This is a genomic window from Streptomyces sp. NPDC048484 (genome assembly GCF_040651415.1).
GTDB lineage: Bacteria > Actinomycetota > Actinomycetes > Streptomycetales > Streptomycetaceae > Streptomyces.
Window position 1 is genome coordinate 185,926 of sequence record NZ_JBEZJY010000013.1, and the last position, 20,589, is coordinate 206,514.

General features: G+C 70.8%; 15 protein-coding genes. 3 read left to right on the forward strand and 12 right to left on the reverse strand.

What is annotated here, in order from left to right:
- Window positions 1-95 precede the first annotated feature (95 nt).
- The 9 genes from fxsT (AB0D14_RS15830) to fxsA all read right to left on the reverse strand — a co-directional run bounded on the left by fxsT (AB0D14_RS15830) (window position 96) and on the right by fxsA (window position 14,786).
- Window positions 96-3,596 carry an FxSxx-COOH system tetratricopeptide repeat protein gene (gene fxsT / locus AB0D14_RS15830; RefSeq protein WP_362778911.1) on the reverse strand — a complete coding sequence of 1,167 codons (3,501 nt, stop codon included), beginning with the start codon at window positions 3,594-3,596 and terminating at the stop codon, window positions 96-98.
- The gene (locus AB0D14_RS15835; RefSeq protein WP_362778913.1) at window positions 3,596-4,918 is read right to left on the reverse strand and encodes a CHAT domain-containing protein; all 1,323 of its coding nucleotides are present in this window, start codon (window positions 4,916-4,918) and stop codon (window positions 3,596-3,598) included. The genes fxsT (AB0D14_RS15830) and AB0D14_RS15835 overlap by 1 nt, the downstream gene beginning before the upstream one ends.
- On the reverse strand, window positions 4,908-6,854 hold the full coding sequence (locus tag AB0D14_RS15840) for a magnesium chelatase (RefSeq protein ID WP_362778915.1): 1,947 nt from the start codon (window positions 6,852-6,854) through the stop codon (window positions 4,908-4,910). Before AB0D14_RS15840 ends, AB0D14_RS15835 begins: the two co-directional genes overlap by 11 nt.
- 8 nt (window positions 6,855-6,862) lie before the next feature.
- On the reverse strand, window positions 6,863-7,807 hold the full coding sequence (locus AB0D14_RS15845; protein WP_362778918.1) for an AAA family ATPase: 945 nt from the start codon (window positions 7,805-7,807) through the stop codon (window positions 6,863-6,865).
- Window positions 7,804-8,223, reverse strand: coding sequence for a CU044_2847 family protein (locus AB0D14_RS15850; RefSeq protein WP_362778921.1), 420 nt, complete (start codon window positions 8,221-8,223; stop codon window positions 7,804-7,806). Before AB0D14_RS15850 ends, AB0D14_RS15845 begins: the two co-directional genes overlap by 4 nt.
- 119 nt (window positions 8,224-8,342) lie before the next feature.
- Window positions 8,343-11,375, reverse strand: coding sequence for an FxSxx-COOH system tetratricopeptide repeat protein (gene fxsT / locus AB0D14_RS15855; protein ID WP_362778923.1), 3,033 nt, complete (start codon window positions 11,373-11,375; stop codon window positions 8,343-8,345).
- Between the two features lie 214 nt (window positions 11,376-11,589).
- Window positions 11,590-13,080 carry an HEXXH motif-containing putative peptide modification protein gene (locus tag AB0D14_RS15860; protein ID WP_362778925.1) on the reverse strand — a complete coding sequence of 497 codons (1,491 nt, stop codon included), beginning with the start codon at window positions 13,078-13,080 and terminating at the stop codon, window positions 11,590-11,592.
- Window positions 13,077-14,291, reverse strand: coding sequence for an FxsB family cyclophane-forming radical SAM/SPASM peptide maturase (locus AB0D14_RS15865; protein ID WP_362778926.1), 1,215 nt, complete (start codon window positions 14,289-14,291; stop codon window positions 13,077-13,079). Before AB0D14_RS15865 ends, AB0D14_RS15860 begins: the two co-directional genes overlap by 4 nt.
- Window positions 14,292-14,609: 318 nt before the next feature.
- Window positions 14,610-14,786: an FxSxx-COOH cyclophane-containing RiPP peptide gene (fxsA, locus tag AB0D14_RS15870; protein WP_362778929.1), complete on the reverse strand. Its 177-nt coding sequence runs from the start codon at window positions 14,784-14,786 to the stop codon at window positions 14,610-14,612.
- A gap of 240 nt (window positions 14,787-15,026) precedes the next feature.
- Between fxsA and AB0D14_RS15875 the strand changes: the two genes are divergently transcribed.
- From AB0D14_RS15875 to AB0D14_RS15885, 3 genes are all read left to right on the forward strand, one after another.
- Window positions 15,027-15,209: a DUF6104 family protein gene (locus tag AB0D14_RS15875; protein ID WP_362778931.1), complete on the forward strand. Its 183-nt coding sequence runs from the start codon at window positions 15,027-15,029 to the stop codon at window positions 15,207-15,209.
- A 424-nt stretch (window positions 15,210-15,633) separates the two neighbouring features.
- On the forward strand, window positions 15,634-16,797 hold the full coding sequence (locus tag AB0D14_RS15880; RefSeq protein ID WP_362778933.1) for a hypothetical protein: 1,164 nt from the start codon (window positions 15,634-15,636) through the stop codon (window positions 16,795-16,797).
- A 1-nt stretch (window position 16,798) separates the two neighbouring features.
- Window positions 16,799-17,926: a helix-turn-helix transcriptional regulator gene (locus AB0D14_RS15885; protein WP_362778934.1), complete on the forward strand. Its 1,128-nt coding sequence runs from the start codon at window positions 16,799-16,801 to the stop codon at window positions 17,924-17,926.
- Window positions 17,927-18,242: 316 nt separating this feature from the next.
- Here the strand turns inward: AB0D14_RS15885 and AB0D14_RS15890 are convergent, their stop codons facing one another.
- From AB0D14_RS15890 to AB0D14_RS15900, 3 genes are all read right to left on the reverse strand, one after another.
- Entirely contained in the window at window positions 18,243-18,875 is a 633-nt protein-coding gene (locus AB0D14_RS15890; protein ID WP_362778936.1) for a Clp protease N-terminal domain-containing protein, read from the reverse strand.
- On the reverse strand, window positions 18,875-19,084 hold the full coding sequence (locus tag AB0D14_RS15895; RefSeq protein WP_362778938.1) for an HTH domain-containing protein: 210 nt from the start codon (window positions 19,082-19,084) through the stop codon (window positions 18,875-18,877). The genes AB0D14_RS15890 and AB0D14_RS15895 overlap by 1 nt, the downstream gene beginning before the upstream one ends.
- Before the next feature lie 223 nt (window positions 19,085-19,307).
- Entirely contained in the window at window positions 19,308-20,273 is a 966-nt protein-coding gene (locus tag AB0D14_RS15900; protein WP_362778940.1) for a zinc-binding dehydrogenase, read from the reverse strand.
- Window positions 20,274-20,589: the final 316 nt, after the last annotated feature.

Sequence of the window (20,589 nt, forward strand, 5' to 3'; positions counted from 1 at the left end):
GGCCGTACGGGCGTGGTTGTACGGACGGAGGGCCCGGCCCCGAGCTTCGGCTCGGGGCCGGGCCCTCCGTCCGTGGTGCCGGGGCGGGCGCCGTGTCAGGTCGTCTGCGGCTCGAAGTTCCAGTACAGGCGTGCCCGCTCTTCGGGGGCGGGCACGTCCTCGCCCCGCAGGGCGTGCAGGTCGGCGTCGAGGGCGCGGCGGGCGACTCGCGTCAGCGGATGGTCCGGGCCCAGGATCCGGCCGGCCCGTTCCACCGTGTCCCGGCCCAGCTCGACGGCCTCTTCGACGCGGTCGGTGAGATGCAGCGTCATCGCGGCGGTGACCGCGCAGCCGAGGGCCCAGGGATGCTCGGGTCCGACGGCGCTCGTCATGTCGGCCAGCGCCCGCTCGGCGAGATGGCGGGCCTGTGTCCGTTCGCCGACAGCGCGGAGGATGAGGGCCTGGTTGCTCCGGGCGCCGGCGACGAACAGGTGGTCCGGCCCGAGCAGACGCTCGTACCGGTCGACCACGCGCTCGCTGAGCTCGCGTGCCCGGTCGATGTCTCCGTGCTCGCGCATGAAGCAGCTGTGGGCGCTCGCGAAGACCAGGGTGTCCGAGTGCCGCTTGCCATGGACCCGTTCGCTCTTGACGCGCGCGGCGGCGAAATGTTTCCCCGCGGCCTCCAGGTCGTCCGTGCGGTACATGCACTGGGCCAGGTTGTAGACGGCACGGAGCGTCTGCGGATTGTCGTCGCCCAGCGCCTCCCGGTGCAGGACCGTGTTCTCCCGCTGCATCTCCAGGGCCTCCTGATAGCGGCCCAGCAGCCGGAGGTCGATCGCGCAGTAGAGCTCACTGTAGAGAGTCAGGAAGTGCTGCGGACCCAGGATCTCACCGCGCAGACCGAGCACCCGTCGGTCGATCTCCAGGGCTTCCCCGAAGCGGCCGAGCAGCCGGAGCGAGACGGCCCGGTTGTTCTGGGCCCCGAGAGTGGCGGGGTGGTCCTGCCCCCGCAGTTCCGTATAGCCCTCGCAGACCTCCTCCGACAGGTGCAGCGACTCCTCGTAGCGGCTGAGTGCCCGCAGGTCGGCGGCGAGGCCGCCGAGCGCGCGCAGATACCGCCACTCCCGTACGCCGCCCGTCGCGCGGTGCTCCTCGACCGCCGCCCGGTTCACGATCTCGCTGTCCTCGTACGCGCCCATGGCCCGCAGCAGGTTGGCGTAGTGGTGGCCGAGGTCCCACAGCCGTTCGGAGTGCTCGTCCTGGTGTCCCTGCCAGGCTTCCAGCGCCTGTTCGGCGAACCGGACACCCGTGTCGTACTCACCCGAGAGGTAGAGGTAGCGAAGGCAGTGGAGAACGAACTCCTGGACGTCCGGATCGGTGCGCGACAGCAGGTCCGCATGGTCCAGATGCGGGACGAGTTCGGCGTACCGCCGCCACACACCGGTGTCGTCGGGGCTGCCCGGGTCCGCTCCGACCAGCACGCGCCGGGCCACCTCGGCGCAGTCCCCGTACTCCTGCGGGGACATGTCGTGCCGGACGGTGCGGTGGACCATCCGGTGCACGGTGAGGAACTCGTCCGACGGGTCCTGCGGCGGGTGCTCCACCCGGACCACCGAGTACTTCCGCAGTCGTTCGACGGCGGCGCCCCAGCAGGCGTCGTCCGTCAGCAGCCTCGCCACGGCCGGCGGCAGTCCGTCGGCCGGAGTCCCGCGCAGCAGCCGCACGGGCACCGCGTCGTGGGCGAAGAACGTGCACAGCCGCAGCAGTTGCACGGCGTCCGGTGAGGTCTCGCGGAACTTGTCGAGCAGGAACGTCCACGCGGACCGGAAGGTCATCGGGAAGTCGGCCGACACCTGGACCAGGGTGTCCCGGTCCGTGTCCCCCACCAGGAGTTGCTGGAGGTACTCGGCGACCGGCATGCCGGACTCCTCCAGCCAGCCCGCGGTCTGGTCGAGGACCAGCGGCAGGTCCCCCAGCGCCTCGGCCAGCTGGTGGGAGTCCGGCTCCGTCAGGCGGGGTGCCCGCCGCCGGATGAACGCCACCGACTCGTCGCGGTCGTAGCCGGAGACCTCCACCATGGCGCCGGGACGCGTGCCCCAGTTCGGGTTGCACGAGGTGAGGAGCACATGTCCGGTGCCGGTCGGTACGAGGTCCCTGATGTCGTCCGGCTCGTCGGCGCCGTCCAGGACCAGCAGCCACCGCGGGTACGGGTCGCCGCGGCCCAGCGCGTCACGCACCGCGCGCAGCCGCTCGCCGTACTCGGTCCCGGTCGGCAGTCCCAGCTCGGGCGCCAGGTCGGCCAGCCCCTGCCGGAACGCGGCCCGGTTGCCCGCGTGCACCCACCACACCACGTGGTAGCCGGAGGAGAAGCGGTAGGCGTACTCGGCGGCCAGCTGGGTCTTGCCCACGCCCGACAGGCCGTGCAGGGTGACCCGGCTCTCGCGCTGGAGCGCCTCGTACACCGTGTTGAGCAGCGCCAGCCGGCCGGTGAAGCGGTCGTTGCGCTCGGGGACCCGGCCCCACACGCGGAGGGTGTGCACGGGGAACGGCGGGCCGGAACGCGTGTCCTCGGACGCCCCGGGGGGCGGATCGGACGGCAGGTCGAGGCGGTCCAGGAGGCGCCGTTCGGCCTCCTCGGCTCCCACGTCGTGGAGCGTGACCGCATCGAGCACGGCCGCCCCGGCGGGCGGAGCCGAGGGGGCCACGGTCACCGCCGCGATGCGCCACGCGTTCGGTACGACGACCTCGCGCAGGGCCACGTCCCACTCCTGGACCGTGCGGGTGCCGAGCCTGAAGAACTGGTCGCTCAGGAGCAGCAGGACGGGCCCGGGCGCCAGCAGGAGGTCGCGCAGCGACTCCTCGACGGACACACCGGGCGGCGGGCCCCACCGCTGGTGCACGACGCGGTGGCCGTGCCGTTCGAGGCGGCGTCCGATCCAGTCGGCCCAGCTGCGGTGGACGCCCGAGAAGCTGAGCGTGACGGTCTGCCGCCCGGTGCGCAGCCGTCGCGGCCTGCTCGGCGGCCCGAGCTCCGGAAGGCTGTCCGGCGCGCTCCGCCGGTCGGTCGCGCGGTGACGGCCGGTCGCACGGTGGTGGCCGCCGTCCCTGTCCGGGCCGTAGCCGGTCCGGGAGAGGTCACCGGCCCGTTCCGGTGGCCTGGGGGCCGGCAGGGAACCGGCCGCGGACGTCCGTTCCCGTATGACCTCCGCCAGCCGGGCGGCGGGCGCGCTGCCGGGCACGCGCTCCCGGATCTCCGACAGCAGTTCGGCCTTGCGGACCGGTACGCCCCACTGGTTGTTGACCGTCAGCCACAGCGACGCGTGTCCGGTCGCGCGCCCGGTCGAGACCCGGAAACGGACCGGTCCGTACGTACCGCCGAACCGGTGCAGGACGACGCTCGGCTCGTCGAGGGCGGTGCAGACGAAGTAGGGCGAACCGTCCAGAGCGACGGTGAAGGTGAACTCCTCGTCGGGGTAGGGCCAGCGCTCGGCCGTGTCCCCGTCCTCGGTCAGCGGACCCCGCAGATCGACGGTGACCAGGTACTCGCACTGCGTCTCGGCCTCCCGCGGCCAGGCCACGACGGGCTCGATCAGGAGGGTGTGGTCGTCGAGGTTCATCACGAACCCTCTCCCCAGGCGCTGTGCCCTTTCTCGGTGACGAGTCGCAGTGTGGTGAGCGGATGACCGTAGTACTGGAAGGTGAAGGCATACAGCAGCCGCATGACCCGCTTCTGGCCGACCGCGTCCACGTGACCGTCATCGTTGCGCGTTGTCGGGATGGCCGCCAGGCTGCCGAAGTCCTCCAGGACCCCGGCTCTGAAGGCCCGTAAGCTCTCCGGGACCGGGAGGTCCGGCCGCCCGGCGACCTGGCGCATCAGCCGCTGGATCAGCACGCGTGCGTCCTGGTCCCCGACCTCCCCGGCGGTGACGATGCAGCCGCCCGCTCCCTTGCGCAGGAAGAGTTCGGCGAATCCGCGCAGCGCGTTCTCGCCCTGTCCGACGTTGTTGACGAAGCGTCCCGAGTGGCAGGCGTTCAGGCACACCAGGGAGCCGTCCCTGCCCAGTACTCGCATGTCCTCGCCGTTGTACTCCGCCCAGGTGCGTTCCGCGAGCGTCAGGCTCATGACGGCGTCGCCGTAGGTGCCGTGGCAGCCCATGTAGACCAGGCCGGTGGGATCCTCCTGGTCCGTGGCGTCGAGGGCCCGCAGGAAGGAGGTCATCCCGCGGTGCGTCCGGTGCAGGTACGGCGCGAAGACGTGGGAGTCGTCGGCCATGTCCCGGTGCAGGTAGGCCAGGACACTGCCGTGGCACTCGCCGGTGGGGCGCGGCGGAAGATCCTGACTGCCGTCGTGCACGGTGGTCCAGCGGGTCAGGACGAGCAGGGCGCCCAGCAGGCCGCCCAGCAGGCCGTGTTCCTGGTCCGGTGGCACCCGGAACGCCTCCCACGGCAGCTCGTAGCCGGTGTCGTCCCACACGATGAGGCGCAGCGCGTCGCCGTGCCTGGCGCGGGCTCTGTTGATCCAGGAGGCCAGTTCGCCCTGGTTGTCCGACCAGTGCCCTATCCCGCGCAGGATCTCGGACGGGTACAGGCCGTGCTGCGTCAGGTTGCCCAGGGCGACGGCCGGAGCGGTGAGCCGGGTCGGTCCGGGCGCGCAGGTGACCGTGAGGTCGCCGCACCAGCCGCGGAACCGGTAGCCGTCCCGCCCGTCCGCGCCCGCGGCACGCATGACGCGGAGCACCGCGTACCCGTTCTCCAGCCGCTCCTGGAGCCTGGCGTCGACACGGCCCATGCCGACCGGAGCCTCCGGCGGGTGCAGCAGGTGCAGCAGCGACGGGAGTTCGCGGCGCACGGCGTCCATGGGGCGGGGCAAGGGCGCCCGGCGGATCGCGCTGCCCGCGCCCGTCAGCCAGCGGGGACCGCGCGGCGGCTCACCACTCACCGGCGTCCCCTCCCCGGCCGGTGTCCGGACCCCTGCCGCGCCCTTCGACCACGGCGGCGCCCAGCGTGTCCGCGAGGGCGGCCGGCAGGTTCCCGTACGGTTCGCGTCCCGCGTCGACCACGACCGTCTGCAAGCGGATGCGGTCCATGCTCCTGACTTCCGCCGCGGCGTTCAACGCGTCCTCCACCCCTTCGGCGCCCACCGGGCCACCCAGCCGTCCCGTGTGACTGGCTCGCAGCGGGACGTTGCCGCGCCCGTCCGTGACCACGACCAGCCATGCCTCGGCGAGACCGCTGCCGTGCTGCCGGAAGGCACGGCGCAGGGCCAGCGCCGCCTGTTCGATGCCGTGGGCAAGCGGGCTCGCGCGGCCCGGCGGCCGGTAGAGGGCGGCGAGGAGCCGCGGGTCGAGCACGCTGCGCAGGGCGAAGGACTCCGCCTTCAGTTCGTCGGCCGCCCACGCGCCGCCGATCTCCACGACGTGGACGGCGGCGCGCATGGTGTAGGCCCACTGGAGGTACGGGGTGAGGGTGTCCTGCCAGTCCCAGTCCCCGCGGCACGTGTGGTCCAGGACCAGGACGAGGAGGCGCTCCGGAGCGCCGGCCCGGACATGGCTGTGCAGGTCGGCGGGGGAGACCGTGAAGCTTTCGGTGCGGCGGACGCGCTGGTGCACCGCGGCCTCGCGCACGGTGCGCACATAGGCGAGGTCGTTCAGGTCCCGGGCCCGCCGGGAGCCGATGACCACGCCGCGCTGGGGGTCGGTCCCCGGCGTCCGCTGCCATGGGCTGCGCAGCGGGGCGAAGTCGCGCAGTACGTCCGCGCGGTCCTCCGGATAGGGCGTGGCGAAGACGGCCGGTGTGCCGCCCGGGGCACTGCCGACGCCTTCGGCCGGCTCGGTCTCCAGCAGCGTCTGTCCGGTTTCGGCCCAGCGGCGCTCGGTCTGGTCGCCCTGTCCGCGTCGCACGGTGTCACCACGCGGCCGCGGCACGGGGCGGGGCGGAGCCGACGCGGCATGCGCCGGACCGGCCGCCGGTCCGGCGGGCTGGGGCGACTCGGTGACGGCCAGGCCCATGAGCCGGGCCGCTTCGTCGCAGTGCGCGACACCGGCCGTGTGTTCCCCCTCCAGGGCGGCGAGCGCCCGGGCGAGCCGGGCGAGGGCGAGTTGTCTGCGCACGCCGGTGTCCGGGCCCAGGAGACGTCCGACGCGGGTGATCGCCTCGTCGGTCACGGTGACGGCGGGTGCGTCGTTCCCGCCGACGGCCCGGGCGGCGCGCTCGAGCCAGGCCGGTGGCAGGGAGCCGAGCAGCCGCTCGGCGTCGGGAAGCCGCAGGTCGGCTGCGGGCAGCCGGATGGCGAACCGGTCGAGCAGGTGGCTGCTGATCCGGCCCGCGTCGGCCGAGCCGCAGGCCGCCAGCCAGCGGGCCCGGGGCCAGGCTGTCTGGCTCAGTCCCGCGTGCTCGACCACCGCCACGTCGGCGCCCAACAGCTGGACGGCGCCGCGCATCCCGGCGACGCTCAGGCGGCACAGGTCCGGCACGGCGACCACGGGCGGGAGCGCCCCGGGCCGGCCGTCGGCCTGGATGAGCGGGCCCGGCTCCAGGTGGAAGGCGATGCCCTCCGCTTCCTGGCGCAGTGCGGCCCTCGTCCACAGATCCTCGTCCCGGCTGGTGGCGCCCAGCATGACCAGCGGGGCCTCCGGCTGCCCGGCGCCGGCCAGGATCCGGCGGAAGAGGAGGGCCACCGGGTCGAGCAGCCGGGGTTCCAGGTCGAACAGCAGCACGCTGCAGAGCGCCGGGTCGACCGCGGCACAGACCAGAGCCCGGCACAGGCGAAGGGCGAGGTCGTCCGGCTGTTCCCCCTGCTGGTGCCGCGCTCCCCGCTCCGGATCGGTGTCGGTGCCGGCGCGTCGGACGGCGTCGCTCGGCGGCTCGGTGGACATCGTCTGTCTCAGCCCGCGTCGAAGAGGTCCTTGACACGGGCCTCGTCGTCGGGAGCCCACTCGAACGTGCCACCGTGGGCGGTCTCGGGCCGACGGTGCCGGAACGCCATCGGCAGCACCTGCCGGAGGTGGCCGGGCTCCACGGCGTCCGCGTCCTCCAGGGCCGCGAGCGCACGGGCCGCCAGTGTCGCCACGATCTCCCCGCGCTGTCCGACGGCGTCCACCCGCTGAGCCACCTGGGCGCACAGGTGGACCACGTCGTCCGGGACCCGCATCGTGCCTACCCGGTCCTTGGCGCGCTGCAGCCGGTCCCGGGTGGCGGCGTTGTCCCGCGCGGCCTCGGCCAGCCAGGGCGACTCGTCCTTCTGGTGCTCCTCCTCGAAGGTCAGCACGGTCTTTATCGTCCGGTGCCGGGCGTCCGTGTCCTGCTGCTGCGCGGCGACCATGAGCCCGAACCGGTCGAGCAACTGCGGCCGCAGCCAGCCTTCTTCGGGGTTCATCGTGCCCACCAGGCCGAAAGTGACCTGCCTGGCGGTGGCGAGCCCTTCGCGCTGCACGGACAGCACGCCGGTGGAGACGACGTCGAGGATGACGTTGACGAGGTGGTCGTCGAGCAGATTGACCTCGTCGATGTAGAGGAGTCCCTTCCCGGCCGCCTCTTCGAGCAGTCCCGGCTGCGGGCGGGCCTCGCCCCGCATCAGCGCCTCCAGCTCCCAGCCCCCCACCACCCGGTCGTCGGTGGCGTTGATGGGGAGGGTGACGGGCAGTTCCGCGTGCGCCATCAGCGCGAAGGCGCGGACGATCGTGGACTTGGCAGTGCCCCGCGCCCCGGCCATCAGCACACCGCCGATCCGCGGTGCCACGTAGTTCAGTTCGAGCGCCAGCTTGAGATCGTTCTGTCCCACCACACGGCTGTAGGGAAGGATGCGTATGGCTCCGGTCGTACGGCTCACGAGTCGGTTCCCCCTTCGCTGCCCGATAACGCCTCGGCCCGGGCGGCGGTCCGCCACCGGAACGTGACCTGCAGCTGCGCTTCGGCCTTGCTGGTGACCAACGCCGCCATGCCCGCGTCGACCTTTATCGACAACTGCATCTCGATCTCATCCGGACGCAGGTCGTCCGTGAGTTCACGGAACTGGCTGACGGCCTGCGCGGCGCACCGCCTGGCCAGCTCCAGCCCTTCCGTGTAGGCGTCGTGGGCCACCTCCACGACACGCTGCGTGGCCCGCCCCCTGACCTCCTCGTCCCCGTAGATGGCTGCGAGACCGTCATCGGGACCGCCATCGGCGCCCGGGTCGAGGTTCACCTCGACCTGGACGGGGATGGGTCCGTCCGCGCCCTCCGGCACGGGGCCCACCAGAATCACCACACGTCCCCCCGGTTCAACTCTCCGGTTTTCTACGGGTGTCGACTGTCGCCGTTGGACGGGAACTGGCTTCATTCCCTGGTACATATGAAGGTATACGTCGGAGAGTTCACTTCCCCGGCTCAGGTGTGCTGCGGTTCGAAGTCCCAGAAGGGCCGTCTGCGGGAACGGGCCGAAACGACCTGGGGATGCTGAGCGCCGAACGTGGCGATCAGGTCCGTCAGCGCTTCCTGCTCGATCTTGTCGGCCTGCTGACTGCTTCTGAGGCCCCGTAGATCGTCCGCGTGAGCGATGCGTGCGCAGAGGGTCAGTGGATGTGTGCGGCCCAGGGTCTCGGTGGCTCTGACGACGGTGTCCGAGCTGAGCTCGGCGGCCCCGTCGAAGTTCCCCATGGTCTTGCGTACCCCGGAGGCGTTGACGGCGCAGCCCAACGTCCAGGGGTGATCCTTCCCCACGGTCCCGGTCAGGCCTGCCAGCGCCTGCTCGGCCAACGCGTGCGCTTGATCGCGTTCGCCCACATCGTGAAGGACCAGTGCGTGGTTCACCCGGGCTCCCGCGATGTAGGGGTGCCCGTCGGAGAACATCACCTCGTAGCGGGCGAGCACGGACTCGCCGGCGGCGTACGCCTCGTCGATGTCACCGTGACGACGGACGAAACAGCCGTGGCTGGAAGTGATGATCAGTGTGGAGGGATGCGTCTCCCCCAGTACGCGCTCGCTGCGTTCCCGGAGGTCGGCAAGAAGTGCTCCGCTTTCTCGCCGATCGCCACCGTCGTACAGACACAACGCCAGGTTGTGCTCGGCCAAGAGGACCCAGCTGTGGTCAGGCCCTACGGCCTTTTTCAACTCACGTCGGTTCTCCCGCTGGATCGATCCAGCCATCTTGTACTGGCCCAACAGGCGAAGGTCCAGCGCGTAGTGACTCTCGGAGAGCAGCGTCTCCGGGTGCCCCGGCCCCCGCTTCGCCCGTAGCTCCTCCAACGTACGCCGGTCCTGCTCCCGCGCCTCTTCGTACCGGCCGAGGAGCCTCAGGGAAACAGCGACGTTGTTCTCGGCGCGCAAGGTCGTCACGGAGTTCTCGCTCAACGAACTGCGGCAGATCCGGGCTGACCACTGGGAGAGTTCCAATGATTCCTCGTACCGGCCGAGTGCACGCAGGTCGGCCCCCAGTCCGTTGACCGCACGCAAGTGCGCCAGCGAATCCTCTCCCTGCGCCTCCTTCAGGTATTCCACCGCCGCACGCACGATGGCTTCCGAGCGCTGGTAGTCGCCCACCGCACGCAGAAGGTTGGCGTAGTGATGAGCCGCGTCCCAGACCTTCGGATGGTTCTCACCGAGCAGGGCTCGCCATGCCTCCATGGTGTGCTCGCCGAGTTCGAGGCCGGCCGCGTACTCACCCGAGCTGTACAGGTAGCGCAGGCTGTTGAGGATGAGGCGCTGCGCCCCGCGGTCCTCGCTTCCCAGTACGTCCGCGTACTTGAGATGCGGCACAAGCTGGGCATAGCTGTCCCATGACCTGCGGTCGTCCGGCCTGTTCGGATCAGCCGTCACAAGCGCCCGTCGCACCACATCGATGAAGAGTGCGCGATCCTCGGCCGGCATGTTCTGGCCCACGATCTGGTGGACCATCCGGTGCAGATAGAAAGGTTCGTCCGGAGTGACGGCCTCGCCGGTTTCGTCGGCCTCGACAGTCCGGGGTTCCTCGGGAATGACGGAGTAGCGCTGCAGCTGTCCGACCGCCTTCGCCCATACCTGCGGGTCGTCCAGCAGACCGGCGACGCGCTCGGGCAGACCGTCGGTCGACACCTTCCTGAGGAGGCTCACGGGGATAAGCCCCGGCGCGAAAAAAGTACACAGCCGCAGCAGGTCGACCGATTCCGGAACAGCCTCGTACAGCTTGCTGAGCAGTATCGACCAGGCACGCTGGAAGGGCATGGGGAAATCAGCGGACACGCGCACCACGTTCTGATCGTTGTTTCCAGCAAGTAGCTCGACATATTGGGCCACCGACATGTCGGAGTCGTTGAGCCAGCCGGCCGTCTGGTCCAGCACCAGGGGCAGGTCTTCCAGCGCCTCCGCGAGCTGACCCGCTTCGACCCTGGTCAGCCGCGGGGCGCGGCGGCTGACGAAAGCCACCGACTCCGCGCGGTCGTACACCGGAACTTCCAGCAGCCGGCTGTTGTGTTCCCGCCACTGCGGGTTGCGCGAAGTGATCAGGACGTGGCCGGTACCGGTCGGCACGAGGTCCGAGATCTGCTCCGGTTCGTCGGCACCGTCCAGGACCAGCAGCCACTTCGCGTACGGAGTGCCCCGGCGCAGCGCGTCACGCACCGCGCGCAGCCGCTCCCCGTAGTCGGCGCCGGTGGACAGTCCGAGCTTCGGCGCCAGCTCCGCCAAGGTGCGCCGGTAGACGGCCCGCGTCTCGGCACGCACCCACCAGACGACGTCGTACTCGAGACAGAACCGGTACACGAACTCCGCGGCCAGCTGGCTCTTGCCCACTCCGGGCATGCCGTGGAAGGTCACGACACCTGTACCCGGCTCGGCATCCTGCAACAGCTCGTACGCGTCGTTCAGCAGTTCCTCCCGCCCGGTGAAACGGGTATTGCGGCTCGGTACCGTCGGTCCCCAGATCTCCGGAGAGGCGGTCGGGAAGCGCGGCACCCGCCGCGCGCCGACACGAGGTTCCGGTAAGGGCCGACGGAGCAGGTCCAGCCGGTCGAGGCGGTCGAACACCCGCCGCTCGGCTTCCTCCGACCCCACGACGCCCAAATCCATGGCGGCAAGGACGGCAGTCGCCGTCGGCACCGGTTCCGCGGTGACCAGAACCGCGGCGAACCGCTCCGGGTCGGGAGCCACCACCTCACGAAGTGCGACGTTCCACTCCTCGTGCGTCCGCGGTCCGAGCTGGAAGTACCACCTGCTGAGAATGATGAGGATGCGCCCCCGGGCGAGCTTCAGATCTCGCAGATGGTCCGACAGCAGGATCTCCGGAGAGCCCGCCCACCGCTGGTACACGACGTGAAGCCCGCGCCGTTCGAGCACATGACCGATCCAGGCCGCCCAGGCCCGGTCGTAACCGGCAAAGCTGATCGTGACGGAGTCTTCGCGGACATGCCTGTGAGCCGCTCCGGCTGGCGCGCGGCTTTCAGACATGCAGCGGCCTCCCCCGCGTTTCAAAACGCGTGCATTCTAAAGGCGCAGAGGGACTATCCAACAGACCGCTCTCTAGCGGGAGTTGACATTCTGAGCACTCTTGGTGGCAGAACTTGAACACATCGCCCCACGCACGTCATTTTGCGTCTGATTACATCCTAATTATGCTCCTTCGTGACACGTCATACCCTTGCGGACACGCCAATTTTTTCGCTCATCCGGAGGGCGCACGGGAGCGAAGCCAGAGCGCACGAGCGGTATTGACCGCTGCCTCAGCCTGGGTCCGGGCGCCGCTGGGAGGAGGGTTCTCACTCATCCGCTCGCACTCGCCGGCCAGTTGGTCGACCAGCCGGCGCCCTGACGACGTGAGAGAGTCCGCCCCCGCGATCACCGGCAGCGTCACCCGCACCTGCTCCCGGTAGCGGGCGTGCTCTCGCCAGGCGGCTTCCCGCTGTCCAGGACCAACCGCAACGGCGAGCGCACACCTCTGGAAGAAGTCTGCAAGCGCCACATGGCTGTAGACCCCCTGCAGCAGCCCGTCGTACGGTCTGGGATCCGGTCGCCATGGTGCGAAGTACCGTTCCTGCGGGCCTTCTCGGTGCAACACCACCATGTCGCCGAGAGCCGCGAGTTTGGCGTGCTGGACCTCGTGCACCAGGGTCGCCGCGAAGGTGGCGGACGTCGGCGGCGTACTGCTCAGCACGGCCCCGAAGGCCTCTCGCCGGGTCCCGCTGCAGTTTCCCGCCGTCCGCCCCTGCTCTCCGGATCCCGCCGGCACGACCAGGGGCACCAGGCAGCGCAGGAGTGCGACGGCCTCCGCCACCCGGTGCTCACCCCCGAGCCGGAGCATCGGCAGCACCCCTGCCCAGGAGCGGAGCCACTGCTCGCGTTCCGCCCCGTCGAGGGTCGCCGGCCCGCTCAGCCCTTGGCGGCGAAGGTCGCCGTGCACCATGCGGTAGGGATCGAGGTCGTCGAGGGATACGGAAGCGGAGTCGGGCAGCAGGCCCGGCAGGCTGTACGCCGGGACCCAGGAGTCGGCTCGGGAGGACGTGGCCGCTCTGACCCCGGAAGCCGCGCGGGCGTCGCTCACATCGTCCACCACCACGTCGGCACAGCCGTGCCGACGCAGGACCGTACGACCGCCGCGGTGGACGACGTCCACCGCTCCCTCCCTGGCCTCAGCCGTACGCAGCGCCCCCAGTGACGGCAGGCTCAGCGTGCCTTCTCCCGCGGTCAGCCGTACGGAGAAGGACACACCCGCCCGTACCGCGGCCGCCGCGGCGAGCGCACCGAAGTGGGCGAGAGCGCGGCGCACGGCATCGGCCTGCTGCCGACGCGCCGCACGGGCGGCCGGTACCGCGCCAAGTGCGCGCAGGCAGCTGAGGGCCCAGGGACCGACGAGCGGGTACAGGATCAAGGCGCGGGCGGGAGACCGGCGAACGATGCTTTCGTCACCGAGCACCGGAACTCCCGACTTGACCTCCTCGTCCGCCTCCTCCAGCAACGCCCAGTCCTCCCTCAGCCGGTCGCGCAGCGGCCTGGGGCACACCTGCGGGTCGGCCGCGTCGACGGCTTCCAGGACCGCCCGGAGCAGGAGCAGGCGCCGTAGGTACTGGTCTCTTTGCAGAAGGGCGAGCGTGTCGGGCCCGCCTGCCGTGCGGCCCAGTTCGCTCAAGGCCCGCTCGGTCAGCACCGACGGGATCAAGGCGTGTCTCCTCCGTGAACGTCCGTTTCGGCCGGGATGCGGTCCGCTGCCGGTATTGATACTGCCGCCGCGAGCCGCCGGGCCACATGCCGGATGAAGCGTTGCAAGTCCAGGCAATAGACAGAAGGGTTGGCGAAGCCCTCTCCGGCACGGTAGCGATGGGCGTAGTGACCGCCGCCGCACACCGCGAGCAGGGGGCAGACCCGGCAGTGGGCTCCCAGGGCCGCGACACCGGCCTGCCGGGCCGCGACGCCGGGATGGCGCAGCGCTTCGTCGAAACCGTGCCGGAAGACGTCGAGACCCGTCCGGGCGGCGCCGTCGAAAGCGGACTTGAGCGAGTCGACCTGCTCGATACTTCCGTCGGTCTCCACGACGACGGCGTCGAAGGGGGCGAGGCCCAGCGACTCGGTGGCCGCGGGCAGTCCCGTCAGCAGGGCGATGCACTCCTCGAAGAGGCGCACCCGGGTCTCCCTGCGCCGCCCGGCCCACCAGCGGTCGAAGACCGCGCACAGCCAGTCGCCGTACGGCGCCGGCCGGCGCCCGGTCTCCCCGTCCGGCGGCCCGATGTGGGGCGGCGGCGCCGACCAGTTCCCGTGCGGCAGCAACAGGTCGAGGGCCGGCGGGCGCAGGGTGAGCAGGGATTCGTAGACGGCGACGGGATCAGCGACCGGGTCGACCACCGTCAGCACTCCGGCGTAGGCGTCCGGGAAGTGATCGGCCATCAGACGCGCGCCCCGCACCGCGGCGGGCCAGGAGGGGCGTCCGGTGCGATCGACGCGTTCGGCGTTGTGGGCAGGCAGGCCTCCGTCGAGGCTGATGCCGACGCGTATGCCATGACGGGCGAGCACACCGACGCGGTGCCTGGTCAGCAGGGTGGCGTTGGTCTGGACGGTGGCATGCACCGTGCAGGTCGCGGGGACGCTCCGGCGTACGAGCGTGGTGAAACGGGCGAGCGTGTCCGCCCCCGCGAGGAGGGGTTCACCGCCGTGCAGAACCAGGGACAGAGCGGTCACCCCGTGTGCCGCCGCATGTTCGCCTATGCGGTACGCGGCCTGCTCCAGCACCTCGGGCGGCGTGGCGGCGGGCCGGTCCCGCCAGGTGTGGTCGGGGCCCTCGTAGAGATAGCAGTAGCGGCAGGCGAGGTTGCATCTCCCGTGCACCTTGACGATGAACTGCCGGAAGGGAGCGGCCGGGACACATGGTGCGGACATCACCTGACCGTCCACCGCGCCACCCCCAAACTGTCGAGTTGTTCCCCGTGTCCCTCATTGCCGCGTCCCACACTGCCGCCGCACCGCGGCGCCCCGACGCTGTCCGTCTCCCGGGGCCGCCCGTCCGCAGCGCCATTCCCGGCACCTTCGCCATCACAAACGCGACCCGGTCGAACCTGTCCGGTTCGACCGGGGGATCGACCGGAACCGGCAGGTGCGGCCGCCTTACTCACCCCGGCAGCGCTCACCCCGTCCCGTACGCCAGGCCGCGCTCGCCCCATTCGGTGCTCCAGGGCCCCGGGCCGGGGCCCTGGCGGCTCAGAAGGCGTTATTGAACCCCCAGAGCATCTCGCTCGGCTGCTCCGCTCGCTCCCGGAGCTCCGCCAGCACCTCGGCGAGCACAGGGTGGTCGATCGCCCTCAGTTCCGCCAGCCCCATCGCGAGAAGATCCGGCAGCGGCTCCTCGGCCTCCCGTGCATCGTCCTGTACGCCCATCCCCTGACTCCCTCCTTCCGGCCCACGGCGTCACACCGTGGCCGGCGACGACGGCCGGGCCGCCTTCGACGGCCTGCAGGCCGGTAGGCCGGTAGGCCGCACGTGCCGTGTGCGCACGACCGTCCCGTAGGACATACCCCGCCGACGCGGCGGGCATCGAGCCAGTGTGCGCCAAGAGCGCGGATGCGCTCGGCCTATCCTGCTCTACAGCCTTTCAGCGAGAACGACGGAGCACTACGCATGTACTTCACCGACCGCGGTATCGAGGAACTTGAGAAGCGGCGCGGCCAGGAAGAGGTCACTTTCGAGTGGCTGGCCGAGCAACTGCGTACGTTCGTCGACCTGAATCCCGACTTCGAGGTACCGGTGGAACGACTGGCGACCTGGCTGGCACGCCTGGACGACGAGGACGACGAGGAGTAGACGGGGCTGGCTCTTCGAGCCCGACGCACGTGTCTTTCAGCCCGTCCGGGACGCCTTCAGCCCACCCGGCGCCCCTTCATACCCGTCCGGCGGGTCTTCAGCCTGTCCGGCGTTTGAGGACGAGGCCGTCCAGGCCGACAGCGGGGGTCTGGGGGCGCAGCCCCCAGGGACGGGACGGGTAGGGGCGGCGGGGGCGAGAAACACCCGGTCGACGGGATGACGGGGCCGGCGTCCCAAGCCACCAAAGGTGCGATCCCTGCGACTCACGGGCAAAACGAGTCCAGATTATGCATCTTTGATCGCATTACATCCCCCTGGATCACCGGAACGGGTGCCTTGACTTCGTGGATCCGCGATATATCGTGTCTAGCACAAGACGCGATATGGCGTGTTGTGCCCCGCCCCTGCCGAGGAGGTCCGCACCATGTCCGAGTGGTCCGTCGCAGAGCCAAGGAAGCTCACGTTCGACGAACCGGTGACGGCTCTCCACGTGCGCGTCGCCAGTGGAACGGTGAACGTCGTGGGGATCGACGAGAGTTCCGCCCGCCTCGAAGTGTCCTCGATAGAGGGTCCGCCCCTGATGGTGACCCAGAAGGACGGCATACTCACGGTCGCCTACGAGGACCTGCCCTGGAAGGGCTTCCTCAAGTGGCTCGACCGCAAGGGCTGGCGCCGCAGCGCGGTGGTCTCCCTGGCCGTTCCGGCGCACACCCGCGTCGAGGTGGGCGTGGTCAGCGCCACCGCCGTGATCTCCGGCATCGAGGGGCGGGCTGTGGTGAGAGGCGTCTCCGGCGACACCACACTCGTGGGGCTCTCCGGCCCGGTCCGCACGGACACCGTGTCGGGGAACGTGGAGGCCCAGGCCCTCACGGGCGACCTCCGGCTCAACTCCGTCTCCGGTGATCTGACCGTCATCGAGGGCTCAAGTCCCTCCGTGCGGGTCGATTCGGTCAGCGGCTCCGTGATCGTCGACCTCGATCCGACCGGCCGGGCCAGCGACATCAGCCTGACCAGCATCTCGGGGGAGATCGCCGTCCGCCTGCCGCATCCGGCCGACGCGGAGGTGGAGGTGGACTCGGCGAGCGGCACCGTCTACAGCGCCTTCGAAGACCTCCGGGTCGGCGGCCAGTGGGGCGCCAAGAAGATCACCGGCAGGCTCGGCGCGGGGAACGGACGGCTGAAGGCGACCACCGTCTCCGGTTCGATCGCGCTGCTACGGAGGCCTCCGGCGGAGGACGGGCCGTGGGACGCGGGAGTGGATTTCGAGAAGGGGGCGGACGTCGAGGAGGATGAACCGAAGGACACGGTTGCTGACACGACCGGAACGGGATTCGCGTCCGAGACCGGGCCGGAGCCCCTCAAGTCCGAGTCGGCCTCCGCGACGGCACCTCCGCCCACGTCCGGCGACGGGCACAGTGCAGTGTCCGAGAGCGCAGTACCCGAGGACGCGGTGCCCAAGGACGCGGTGCCCGAGAGCGCAGTACCCGGCGGTGCCAGTGGCGCCGGGTCCCCCGCCTCCTCCAAGCATCCCGCTCCCGACGCCGCCGACGGATCACCCGACGGCCCGACCCACCAGAAGGGGCTCTGACATGGCTCCCGTCTTTGCCCATGGCCGCCTGCGGCTCTACCTGCTGAAGCTGCTCGACGAAGCACCGCGTCACGGTTACGAGGTGATCCGCCTCCTGGAGGAGCGCTTCCAGGGGCTGTACGCACCGTCGGCCGGCACCGTTTACCCCCGACTGGCCAAGCTGGAGGCCGAGGGCCTGGTCACCCACACCACCGAGGGCGGGCGGAAGGTGTACGCGATCACGGACGCCGGCCGTGCCGAGCTGGCCGACCGCAGCGGTGAACTGGCCGATCTGGAGCTGGAGATCCGCGAGTCGGTCGCCGAGCTGGCCGCGGAGATCCGCGCCGATGTGCGCGGTGCCGCGGGGGATCTGCGCCGCGAGATGCGGGCGGCGGCGAGCGAGGCCCGGCGGGGCTCCACCGGTGCCGGTACCGGTGCCGGAGCCAGGGGACACGGTGAACGCGAAGGCGCCCATGGGGACTTCACGGACCTCGGGGACAAGGAGGCATGGCGCGCCGCCAAGGAGGAGATGCGCCGCGTCAGGCAGGAGTGGAAGGAGCAGGCCCGGCGCGCCAAGGACGAGAGCCGACGGGCCCGCGACGAGGCCCAGCGCGCCCGCTACCAGGCCAAGGAGACCCAGGAGCGGGTCCGGGCCCAGGCGCAGGAGGAGCTCCAGCGCATCGCCAAGCGCGTCCAGGACCAGGTGCAGGAGCACTTCACCCGGGGCGACTGGCCCACGGGTGTCCGGGACGGCCTCACCGAACTCGCCAAGGAGTTCGGCGAGTTCGGCAAGAACTTCGGCAACGAGTTCGGGAAGGACTTCGGCTTCGGCCGGCCTGAGACGGGGGCAGGCACCGGAACCGGGCCTGGGGCTGGGGCTGGGACTGGGACTGGGACTGAGACGAAGAGGCCCGACTACACGGACACCCCGGAGGACTTCCCCGCCGGTTACGAGCCCTCCTGGGCCCACGAGGACTCCACGGGCGATCCCGCCCGGGACCTCGACCGACTGCTGGACCGCTTCCGCGACGACATCCGCGACGCGGCCCGCGATCACGGGGTGTCGGAGGAACAGCTGCGCGATGCCCGCCGCCACTTGTCGTCGGCGGCGGCTCACATAAGTGCGGCGCTCCGGACATCCAAGAGCTGAGCGGCGCGCTGCCGTCCGCCCGTCCGCCGGGCGGCTGCGACGGCCTGGCCGGCTCAGACGGCCTCAGCATCCGGGGAGGAGGCCCAGACGGCCTCGCCAGTCCGGGAGCCGGCCCGGACGATCGAGGCGGCCTCGGCCTCTTCAGGCAGCCCCTCCGCGGCCGGCAGGCCGAGGAGGGAAGGCTCCTCCGGGTTGCGGGACACGGGCCCGGCCGGCGGGCCGGGAAGTGCGGGTCCCTCCGAGATGCGGGGCGCGACTGACGGGCCCCACCCCAGGCACCACCACGGGCGCAACCATCCCACCACCGCCCGCCTCCTCAGCCCGCCTTCGCCTCTCCCCCGCCGTACAACACACGCCGCAGTGACGCGTAGGTCACCCCGTGGTCGGCCAGGACCTCCGCGGGGACGCCGGGGCGGGCGGTGAGGGCGAGCAGGAGATGCTCGTCGCCGACGTGCCGGTCCTGCTGGGCGAGGGCGATGCGCAGGGACTCCGTGAGGAGATCCTTGGCGCCCTGGGCGAAGGGACGGCGCCCGCCAACGAACCCGGACCACCACCCCCGGCCCCGTCCGCCGCCCTTGCCGCCGCCGTTGCCGTCACCCTTGCCGCCCCCCTTTCCGTCCCCGTGCGCAGCTTCCAACGCACCCTCGCCATGAGCCTCTTCGACGCGCGAGACGATCGCCGAGACATCGATGCCCAGCCCCGAGAGCGCGTCGGTGTCGGCTCGGGAGAGCCCGCCGCGGCGGCGGGCCTCGGCCAGAGCTCGCTCGACGGACCCACTGTGTCCGCCGAGCCCCAGCGACATCAGCGCGAACGACGCACGGCTGGCCTCACGATCGAGAAGCGCCAGCAGCATGTGCTGTTCCTCGACCCTCTCCGCGTCCAGCCGCTCGGCATGGCCGACCGCGCCGAGAACCACCGCGCGGGCGTCCTTGGTGAACCGTTCGAACATCACTGCCTCCCGTGCTTCTTGTGCGCAGCCTGCCTGCTGACACCCAGTTCCGCGGCGATCTCCTGCCACGACCAACCCTGATTGCGCGCACTGCGCACCTGCACCGCTTCGAGCTGCTCCAGCAGCCGCCGCAACGCGGAGACGGCCCGCAGCCCGATCCGCGGATCGCGATCACCCGCGCGCTCGGCGAGATCCGTTGCTTCGGTCATGATGTCAACCTAGATTGACACACCCCGGCATGTCAACCGTGATTGACACATGGGTCCATGCGGGTGTGCGAGACGACCCAAGCCGCACGCGTGAAACGGGAAAACGGACAGACGGTCACACGAACACACGGGCAGACGGGCAGACGGGCAGACGGGCGCATGACCGTCTGCCCGTGTGTTCGTGTGACCGTCTGTCCGTGTGTTCGTATGGGCAAACGGGGCGTCAGGGGGCGGTCAGAACGACCTTGCCGAAGAGTTCACCGGACTCCATCCGCTCGAAGCCCTCGCGGGCCCGGTCCAACGGAAGGACCTCGTCGATGACGGGGCGGACGCCGGTGGCGGCGCAGAAGGACAGCAGGTCCTCAAGCTCGTCCTTGGTGCCCATCGTGGAGCCGACGACCTTGAGTTCGAGGAAGAAGATGCGGGTCAGCTCGGCGTGCGAGGGGCGGTCACCGCTCGTGGCGCCCGAAATGACCAGGGTGCCGCCCGGCTTCAGGGACTTGACCGAGTGGGACCAGGTGGCGGCGCCGACCGTCTCGATGACCGCGTCCACGCGCTGCGGCAGCCGGGCCCCGGGTTCCAAGGCGTCGACGGCACCGAGTTCGAGAGCCCGCTTGCGCTTCGCCTCGTCCCTGCTGGTGGCGAAGACCCGCAGCCCCGCGGCCTTGCCGAGCGCGATAGCGGCCGTGGCGACACCCCCTCCGGCGCCCTGGACGAGAACCGAGTCACCGGGCCGTACGCCCGCGTTGGTGAAGAGCATGCGGTACGCCGTCAGCCATGCGGTGGGCAGGCAGGCAGCCTCCTCGAAGGAGAGTTCCGCGGGCTTGGGCAGGACGTTCCACGCAGGCACGGAGACCTGCTCCGCGAAGGTCCCCTGGTATCGCTCGGTGAGGATGGACCGCGGCTCTTTCGGCCCGACGCCGTGCCCTGTCTGCCCGATGACGGAGTGCAGTACGACCTCGTTGCCGTCCTCGTCGATGCCCGCGGCATCGCATCCGAGGATCATCGGCAGCTTGTCCTCGGCGAGGCCCACACCGCGCAGCGACCAGAGGTCGTGATGGTTCAAGGAGGCGGCCTTGACGTTCACGGTCGTCCAGCCGGGCCGGACGTCAGGAGCGGGCCGCTCACCCAGCTCAAGGCCGTTCAGGGGCTGGTCACGGTCGATACGAGCAGCGTAGGCAGCGAACATGCCCCGACCCTAGGCCGCACCCGCCTCCGGCGAAACCGCATCCCTCTGTGACACACGTCCCCCGGACGGCCCTGGGCACCGGGGGCAACAACGTGTCTCGACTGCGGCCTGCGGGGTCGCTGCGTGTGTGTCATCCGCGGACGGCTGGGGCTGGTCGCGCAGATCCCCGCGCCCCTGAAGACCAGGAGAACAAGGCCAGGAGAACAGGGGCGCGGCCCCGTGCTTTTGGGAGCGCGGGGAACTGCGCGACCAGCCCCCACGCACCCGCAGCCAACCAACCAGCCACCCACTCGGCCGAACCTCCAGCAACTTCCGG

Coding starts and splice junctions, on each gene's coding strand:
- fxsT (WP_362778923.1), bottom strand. CDS start 11,375: ATGTCTGAAAGCCGCGCGCCAGCCGGAGCGGCTCACAGGCATGTCCGC.
- AB0D14_RS15895 (WP_362778938.1), bottom strand. CDS start 19,084: ATGACCGAAGCAACGGATCTCGCCGAGCGCGCGGGTGATCGCGATCCG.
- AB0D14_RS15865 (WP_362778926.1), bottom strand. CDS start 14,291: ATGTCCGCACCATGTGTCCCGGCCGCTCCCTTCCGGCAGTTCATCGTC.
- AB0D14_RS15885 (WP_362778934.1), top strand. CDS start 16,799: ATGGCTCCCGTCTTTGCCCATGGCCGCCTGCGGCTCTACCTGCTGAAG.
- AB0D14_RS15875 (WP_362778931.1), top strand. CDS start 15,027: ATGTACTTCACCGACCGCGGTATCGAGGAACTTGAGAAGCGGCGCGGC.
- fxsA (WP_362778929.1), bottom strand. CDS start 14,786: ATGGGCGTACAGGACGATGCACGGGAGGCCGAGGAGCCGCTGCCGGAT.
- AB0D14_RS15880 (WP_362778933.1), top strand. CDS start 15,634: ATGTCCGAGTGGTCCGTCGCAGAGCCAAGGAAGCTCACGTTCGACGAA.
- AB0D14_RS15890 (WP_362778936.1), bottom strand. CDS start 18,875: ATGTTCGAACGGTTCACCAAGGACGCCCGCGCGGTGGTTCTCGGCGCG.
- fxsT (WP_362778911.1), bottom strand. CDS start 3,596: ATGAACCTCGACGACCACACCCTCCTGATCGAGCCCGTCGTGGCCTGG.
- AB0D14_RS15840 (WP_362778915.1), bottom strand. CDS start 6,854: ATGTCCACCGAGCCGCCGAGCGACGCCGTCCGACGCGCCGGCACCGAC.
- AB0D14_RS15900 (WP_362778940.1), bottom strand. CDS start 20,273: ATGTTCGCTGCCTACGCTGCTCGTATCGACCGTGACCAGCCCCTGAAC.